Genomic DNA, 7,372 nt, shown 5'->3' with positions numbered 1-7,372 from the left:
ATGGTTTGGCACCTCGATGTCGGCTCGTCGCATCCTGGGGCTGGAGTAGGTCCCAAGGGTTGGGCTGTTCGCCCATTAAAGCGGTACGCGAGCTGGGTTTAGAACGTCGTGAGACAGTTCGGTCCCTATCCGCCGCGCGCGCAGGAGACTTGAGAAGGGCTGTCCCTAGTACGAGAGGACCGGGACGGACGAACCTCTGGTGTGCCAGTTGTCCTGCCAAGGGCACGGCTGGTTAGCTACGTTCGGAAGGGATAACCGCTGAAAGCATCTAAGCGGGAAGCTCGCTTCAAGATGAGGTCTCCCACTGGGTCAACCAGGTAAGGCCCCCGACTAGATCATCGGGTTGATAGGCCGGAAGTGTAAGCGCAGCAATGCGTTCAGCTGACCGGTACTAATAGGCCGAGGGCTTGCCACACACTTCACTCTTTGCTTTATGCGTTCGCGTCCACTGTGCGGTTCCCGAGATACGGTCGGAAGCCGGCCGACATCTCCATAGAGTTACGGCGGCCATAGCGTAGGGGAAACGCCCGGTCTCATTCCGAACCCGGAAGCTAAGCCCTGCAGCGCCGATGGTACTGCCCTGGTGACGGGGTGGGAGAGTAGGACGCCGCCGGACATCTTTCTCGAGGAGGGTCGCCTGCATGCAGGTGGCCCTCCTCGTGTTTTCGCCGCCCGTGCATCGTCCAGGGAGCCCGCCGTGACCGACCAACCGCCGCGTCGCCCCCGCCGGTCGGGACGTCCGGACAGTGGCGCGTCACCGGCCCCGGCCGGCAGGCGCGCGCCGCACCGTGACCAACGAGGCGACTCGCCCGACCCCTCGCGCCATCGTTCGCCTCGGGCAGACCAACGCTCCGCCTCAGCGCCCCCGTCTCGTCGTCGTACGCCGCGTCCTCCCGAGCCTTCCTTGCCGGAGGGGCTGGCGCCCGCCGACCTCGACCCCGCCGCCCGGCGGGAGCTGCGCTCGCTGCCCAAGGATCTCGCCGACCGAGTTGCCCTGCACCTGGTCGCTGCCGGACGCCTTCTCGACGAGGACCCCGCGGCGGCATTGGCGCACGCCTCATTCGCCCGGGATCTGGCCGCGCGGGTCGCAGCGACCCGGGAGGCGGCCGGCATCGCGGCCTACGTCGCCGGGGACTACGCGCAGGCGCTTGCGGATCTGCGAGCGTGGCGTCGGATGACGGGCTCGCCCGCGCACGTTGCGCTCATGGCCGACTGCGAGCGGGGCCTCGGCCGCCCCGAGCGGGCGCTGACCCTCCTTCGAGACCCGGCGCTCGGAAAGCTCGACCAGACGTCCCGGATCGAGCTGCGGATCGTCGAGAGCGGCGCCCGGCGCGACCTGGGTGAGGCCGACGCCGCTGTCGTCGTCTTGCAGGTGCCCGAGCTCGAGCAGGATCGGCTGGAGCCGTGGACCCCGCGGCTCTGGTACGCCTACGCCGATGCCCTGCTGGCCGCGGGACGTCAGGAGGAAGCACTGACCTGGTTTCGGTCGACGGCAGCGGTCGACGTCGACGACCAGACCGACGCCGCTGAGCGGTTGGTGGAGCTCGGCGTCGACGCGGACTGATCAGCGGTCTGTCCACAGCCCGAGCTGCCGCGGGGAGCCGGTCCACAGCTGGTGCCGACGCGGCTCCCACTCGACGGCCCACGCACGACGCTGGATCTCCCGACGGAGGAGGTCAGGATGGGTCGAAGCGCCCCGGTGGAGCATCGCAACGAGGTGGCGGTCGTCGGCCGCGTGACGGGTGCGCCCAGTGTGCGCACCCTGCCCAGCGGCGACGACATCGTCACCTGGCGGGTGTCGGTCGACCGCGAGCCGGCACCCGCGCGCGGTGAGCCGACGTCCCGGCGCGTGGTCGACGCGCTCGACTGCGTCGCCTGGACAGCGGCCGCCCGACGTTCGGCGCTCGCCTGCGCGGAGAACGACGTGGTCGAGGTCGTCGGCTCGCTGCGGCGTCGCTTCTGGCGGGCCGGGTCGGTGCCCGTCAGCCGGTGTGAGGTGGAGGCTGTCAGGGTCCGCCGGCTGCAGCGGGCGGGCTGAGTGTCGCCTCGGGCGGCTGGTCCGGCGTCAGCCGAGCCGCAGGTCGCGCATCACGAGCCCGCTGGCCGGCTTGGGCGTGAACAGCGTCGACTTGCGCGGCATCCGTTCGCCCGCCGCGGCCACAGCCGTGACGGCGGTCACCGGCGTCGCTCGCAGGAGCAGCGCGACTCCGCCGTCGGCGCGCGCGGCCTCCACCGCCGAGGCCGCATCGTGCCGGTAGCCGACGACGTCCTCGGTGTCCGGGAGACCCCAGACCGCCTTGACGAGCAGTTCGTGCGCCACCGCCACGTCGAGGGCTCGCCAGGCCTGCGACCGGTCGGCGGGCAACGCGACCGACTGGCGCGCGGCGTCCGGCTGGTCGAGCAGGTAGGCCAGGTGGCCGTCAGTGACGACGAATGCGGTGTCGGCCGAGTCCGCGAGGGTGGCCTCGGGATCCTCGCCGACGTTCAACGGCGTCACGCGGAACGCGGTGCTCGCCATGCCGACCGCTTCGTCCAGCGAGATACCCAGGACCACGCGGTGGATCGCATGCACCTGAGGTCCGAAGGTCCCCGCGTCGACGAGCAGCGCCAAGCCGTAGTCCCATGGCTGCTTGCCGGGGCGTGGGGCGTCCCGGTCGGCCTGATAGCGCAGGTAGGTCGCGTAGCGGTGGTGCCCGTCGGCGATCACCGCCCGCCGAGGCTGCAGCTCGGCCGCGATGGCGTCCAGCAGTGTCGGGTCGGCGATCGGCCACAGCCGGTGGCGCCAACCGTCGGCCGTGGTGAAGTCCGCCAGCGGAGGCTTGATGTCGACCTCCGCGACCGCGGAGCGCGTCACCGGGCCACCGTCGTGCACGAGGATGATCGGCTCCAGGTTCGCCTCGGTGGCCTCCATCAGAGCCAAGCGGTCGGCCACCGGACCGGCCATCGTGTTCTCGTGCGGCAGGATGACGCCCGCCTCCGACGGTCGCAGGCCGACGGCACCGAGCAGCCCGCGTTGCACGTGATTTGCAGAGGCCTGCTCGTAGACGTAGATCGCCGGAGCCTCGTCGGCGGCGAGGACGCCGGACGCCTGCCAGTCGCGCCAGAGGCGGGCGGCGTGCGCGTAGGCCGCGTCGCCGTCACGGCCTTGCTCGTCGCGGGGAAGGATGAGGCGCACCACGTTGTGGGGGTCGCGGCGCTCGAGCGCGTCGCGATCGGCCTCGTCGATGACGTCGTACGGTGGCGACACGACCCGCGAAATGTCCCCGACGACCCCGGCGTTGTAGCGAACGGCGCGAAACGGCCGCAACACCAGCCCATCGACGGATGGCGGATCGGCAGGCGGCACCGCGCGATCCTACGACCACGCAACCGACGGGTCCGCGACCCGAGAGGGAGGTCACCGTGCAGCTGCCTATCACCGGCCCGGCCGACGAGTCGGACCGCAGCTACATCGGCGACGCTCAGGGCGTGGTTCCGGGCGGCGGCGTCTACGACTGGTACCGCCGTGGTCTCGACCTGCTCGACCGCGGCGACGCCGCCGCGGCGGCGCAGCTGCTCGAGCACGCGGCAGCTGCCGAGCCCGAGTCCCGCAGTGTCCGCGAGGCGCTGGCCCGGGCGCAGTACTCCTCGGGCAAGTTCGCCGCGGCGCGACGCAGCTTCGAGCAGATCGTCGACGCCAATCCCACCGACGACTACGCACAGTTCGGCCTGGGGCTGGCCTCGGCGAAGACCGGCGACTACGCGAGCGCCTGCGAGCACCTCAGCCTCGCGGTGGCGATGCGCCCGGACAACCACCACTACGGGGACGCGCTGGCCAGGGCCCGCAACGCGCGGGCCGCCCGCGAGCGGGCGTGAGCCTGCGCGGCAGTGACCGGCCGCTCACCGAGCTCTACGACGCGGCGCTGCTGGACCTCGACGGGGTCGTCTACGTCGGCGGTCAGCCGGTGGCCCATGCCGCCGACGCGGTGGCGGCTGCGCGCCGGAGCGGGATGCTCGTCGCGTTCGTCACCAACAACGCCTCGCGGCTTCCGGCCGAGGTCGCGAGCCGGCTCACCGCGCTGGGTGTGGAGGCGGGTGCCGCCGACGTCGTCACGTCGGCGCAGGCGGCCGCGCACCTGCTTGCCGACCGACTGCCTGCCGGCGCGTCGGTGCTGGTCACCGGTACGCAGGCGCTGCGCGACATCGTCGCCGCCGCCGGGTTGCGTCCCGTTGCCTCTGCTGACGACCGCCCGGCCGCGGTGGTGCAGGGCTACGCCTCCGACCTCGGCTACGCCGACCTCGCCGAGGCGACCTTGGCCGTGCGCGCGGGAGCCCTCTGGGTCGCCACCAACAGCGACAGCACGATGCCGTCGCCGCGAGGCCTGCTACCGGGCAACGGCGCGCTGGTCGCGGCGGTCGCGGCGGCGACGGGCCGGGAGCCCGAGGTCGCGGGCAAGCCGCAGCTGCCGTTGCACCGGGAGGCGGTCCGACGCACCGGCGCGCAACGTCCGCTGGTCGTCGGCGATCGGCTCGACACCGACATCGAGGGGGCGGTGGCAGCCGGTACGCCGTCTCTGCTGGTCCTCACCGGAGTGACCTCGCCGTCCGAGCTCCTGGGGGCGCCGGCGCGGGCCAGGCCGACCTACGTCGCGGCTGACCTGCGGGGCCTGCTCGCGGCGCACCCGGAGGTGACCGTCGACGGCGACGAGGCGCGATGCGGCGACTGGGTCGCGGTGATCCGCGACGGCTTCATCGAGGTGCGCGCGCAAGTTGCACCGGACGGCGCGGGGCCGAGCGGCTGCGGCGCGGCGCGCGGGGACGCCGGGATCGACGGAAGCCTCGGCTCGCACCTCGACGGGCTGCGTGCCGCGGCCGCTGCCTGCTGGGCCGCGTCCGACCGGAGGCTCACCGTTCGCGAGGCGCGTTTCGACGGCGCGGCGGCCCGGCAGCAGACCGGTAGCACCGACACGGCGAGCCCGCAGACCACGATTCCGGTCCAGTCAGCGCGATAGCGTTGCGGCATGGTCGTCGACGTGCTGCGTGCTTACGCCGAGCGGGTGCAAGAGGTCGCCGAGGAGCTCTTGGCGGCCAGCCGGCAGAACCGTGAATCGCTCACCGCGCTCGCCGGACTCGAGATCGATCGGGCGCTCGAGCGCGTCGGGCTCGCGACGGCCGAGGAGGTTCGCCAGCTGACCGACCGGATCCGGGAGCTGGAAGCCACGGTGCGTGATCTGCAGGACGACGTGGCGCTGCAGCAGCGCAGGTCCGACGGGCGGAGTGAGGGCTCGACCACGAGCGCCAGGCGGAGTCCGACCAAGGGCTCGTCGAAGGCCTCGCCCAAGCGTTCGGCCAAGAGCGCGGCTAAGCCCGCGGCCAAGGTCGGCGCGGCGAAGAAGTCGGCAAGCAGCCGTACGACGAAGAGTCCGGCCAAGCGGACCGGGAAGGCCGCGCCGAAGGGCCAGGCCACCAAGGACTCGACCGGGAGCGCAGGGACGTGATCGGCACCACACCCGGCGGCTCGCACACCGACGAAACCTTCGGCGAGGCCGGGTCGACGGGCGATCTGCGCGTCGACGCCGCCCTCGCCCGGCTCGAGGAGCTCGCCGAGCTGCCGGTGACCTCCCACGTCGAGGTGTTCGAGAACGTCCACCGGCAGCTGCACGAGGCGCTCACCGCCCTCGACGAGGGCTGAACGGCGGGCCGGTGGTCCGTCGTGCGCGGCTCGACGCCGAGCTGGTCCGCCGCGGGCTGGCCCGTTCCCGCGCCCAGGCTGCCGAGCTCGTGACCGCGGGCAAGGTGCTCGTCGCCGGCCAGGTCGCCACCAAGCCGGCCACCGCGGTGGCACCGGCCACCCCGGTGCTGGTGGCCGAAGATGCCGGCGACGACTACGTGTCGCGCGGCGCGCACAAGCTGATCGGCGCACTCGACGCGTTTCCCGGGTTGGAGGTCGAGGGGCGCCGCTGTCTCGACGCGGGTGCGTCGACCGGCGGCTTCACCGACGTCCTGCTGCGCCGCGGGGCGGCTGTCGTCGTCGCCGTCGACGTCGGCTACGGGCAGCTGGCCTGGCGCCTGCGGGTCGACGAGCGGGTCGTCGTACGCGACCGCACCAACGTCCGCGATCTCGAAGCCGCAAACATCGACGGGCCGGTCGACCTGGTCGTCGCGGACCTCTCGTTCATCTCGCTGACGCTGGTGCTCCCCGCGCTGGCCCGCTGCACCTCACCCGAGGGAGACCTGCTGCTGATGGTGAAGCCACAGTTCGAGGTCGGCCGCGAGCAGGTCGGCGCCGGCGGCGTGGTGCGTGATCCCGACCTGCGGCGTGACGCGGTGCTCGCCGTTGCACGAGCCGCCGGCGAGCTCGGCCTCGGCAGCGCCGGTGTCGTCGCCAGCCCGCTGCCCGGACCCGCCGGCAACGTGGAGTACTTCCTCTGGCTGCGCCATGGCGCGCCCGCGCTCGAGGCAGCGGCCGTCGAGCGAGCCATCGCGGAAGGGCCCGGGTGATGCGCGAGCTGCTGCTGATCGCTCACACCGGCCGGCCCGAAGCCGTGACCGCAGCGCACCACGTCGTCGAACGACTGACCGCCGAGGGCCTCGCGGTGCGGGTGCTCGACCGCGAGGCCGCCGAGCTCAACTGCCCCCAAGCCAAGCCCGTCGCGGCGGACCAGCAGGCGGCCGAGGGTGCGGAGCTGGTCCTCGCGCTGGGTGGTGACGGCACCCTGCTGCGGGCCGCGGACTACGCCCGGGGTGCCGACGTTCCCCTGCTCGGCGTCAACCTCGGCCGGGTCGGCTTCCTCGCCGAGGCCGAGCGGGCCGACCTCGCCGCGACGATCGATCACGTGCTGCGCCGTGACTACCTCGTCGAGGAGCGGATGACCCTCGACGTGGTCGCGCGTCCCGACGACGGGGTGGAGACCCGTGACTGGGCGCTCAACGACGTCTCGGTCGAGAAGCACGCCCGGGAGCGGATGCTCGATCTCGTTGTCGAGGTCGACGGCCGGCCGCTGTCGCGCTGGGCCGGCGACGGGGTGGTGTGCGCGACCCCCACCGGCTCGACGGCCTACGCGTTCTCCGCGGGCGGACCGGTCGTCTGGCCTCAGGTCGAGGCGCTGCTGTGTGTGCCGATCAGCGCCCACGCGCTGTTCTCGAAGCCGCTGGTCGTCGCGCCCGACTCGGTCGTCGCCATCGAGCTGCTCGCGCACACCGCCGGCGGGGTGATGTGGTGCGACGGCCGGCGTACGACGGAGCTCACCCCGGGAGCCCGGATCGAGGTACGCCGGGGCAAGCGGCCGGTCCGGCTGGCGCGCTTGGCCCGCTCCCCGTTCACCGACCGGTTGGTCGCGAAGTTCGGCTTGCCGGTGCAGGGCTGGCGCGGCTCCGTCCTCGGATGACCGGC

Annotated in this window: 9 protein-coding genes and 2 rRNA genes; 10 read left to right on the top strand and 1 reads right to left on the bottom strand. The window is 72.7% G+C overall.

Annotated features, from left to right (window positions below):
* The 4 genes from VFJ21_03290 to VFJ21_03275 all read left to right on the top strand — a co-directional run.
* Positions 1–415 (top strand): 23S ribosomal RNA (locus tag VFJ21_03290); the annotation flags it as partial.
* Positions 416–499: 84 nt separating this feature from the next.
* A 5S ribosomal RNA gene (gene rrf, locus VFJ21_03285) occupies positions 500–616 on the top strand.
* Positions 617–904: 288 nt separating this feature from the next.
* Complete coding sequence (locus tag VFJ21_03280; protein HET7406144.1) at positions 905–1,564, top strand: hypothetical protein; 660 nt, start codon at positions 905–907, stop codon at positions 1,562–1,564.
* Between the two features lie 117 nt (positions 1,565–1,681).
* The gene (locus tag VFJ21_03275; protein ID HET7406143.1) at positions 1,682–2,038 is read left to right on the top strand and encodes a single-stranded DNA-binding protein; all 357 of its coding nucleotides are present in this window, start codon (positions 1,682–1,684) and stop codon (positions 2,036–2,038) included.
* 27 nt (positions 2,039–2,065) lie between these two features.
* Here VFJ21_03275 and VFJ21_03270 read toward each other — a convergent pair whose 3' ends face one another.
* Positions 2,066–3,346 (bottom strand): DUF1015 domain-containing protein, encoded by a 1,281-nt coding sequence (locus VFJ21_03270; protein HET7406142.1) that lies wholly within the window; start codon positions 3,344–3,346, stop codon positions 2,066–2,068.
* A 56-nt stretch (positions 3,347–3,402) separates the two neighbouring features.
* On the opposite strand from VFJ21_03270, the gene VFJ21_03265 reads away from it, so the two are divergent.
* Genes VFJ21_03265 through VFJ21_03240 form a run of 6 tightly spaced genes read left to right on the top strand, consistent with a single transcriptional unit; the run spans position 3,403 to position 7,367 of the window.
* Positions 3,403–3,855, top strand: a complete 453-nt coding sequence (locus VFJ21_03265) for a tetratricopeptide repeat protein (GenBank protein ID HET7406141.1) — start codon at positions 3,403–3,405, stop codon at positions 3,853–3,855.
* On the top strand, positions 3,852–4,991 hold the full coding sequence (locus VFJ21_03260) for an HAD-IIA family hydrolase (GenBank protein ID HET7406140.1): 1,140 nt from the start codon (positions 3,852–3,854) through the stop codon (positions 4,989–4,991). Before VFJ21_03265 ends, VFJ21_03260 begins: the two co-directional genes overlap by 4 nt.
* Positions 4,992–5,000: 9 nt before the next feature.
* Positions 5,001–5,477 carry a hypothetical protein gene (locus VFJ21_03255; GenBank protein HET7406139.1) on the top strand — a complete coding sequence of 159 codons (477 nt, stop codon included), beginning with the start codon at positions 5,001–5,003 and terminating at the stop codon, positions 5,475–5,477.
* On the top strand, positions 5,474–5,671 hold the full coding sequence (locus tag VFJ21_03250; GenBank protein ID HET7406138.1) for a hypothetical protein: 198 nt from the start codon (positions 5,474–5,476) through the stop codon (positions 5,669–5,671). Before VFJ21_03255 ends, VFJ21_03250 begins: the two co-directional genes overlap by 4 nt.
* A gap of 11 nt (positions 5,672–5,682) precedes the next feature.
* On the top strand, positions 5,683–6,480 hold the full coding sequence (locus VFJ21_03245) for a TlyA family RNA methyltransferase (GenBank protein ID HET7406137.1): 798 nt from the start codon (positions 5,683–5,685) through the stop codon (positions 6,478–6,480).
* Entirely contained in the window at positions 6,480–7,367 is an 888-nt protein-coding gene (locus tag VFJ21_03240) for an NAD kinase (GenBank protein HET7406136.1), read from the top strand. The genes VFJ21_03245 and VFJ21_03240 overlap by 1 nt, the downstream gene beginning before the upstream one ends.
* Positions 7,368–7,372: the final 5 nt, after the last annotated feature.

This window comes from Mycobacteriales bacterium (assembly GCA_035690485.1).
Taxonomy (GTDB): Bacteria; Actinomycetota; Actinomycetes; order JAFAQI01; family DASSKL01; genus DASSKL01.
This window is presented reverse-complemented; position numbering and strand designations above follow the sequence as displayed.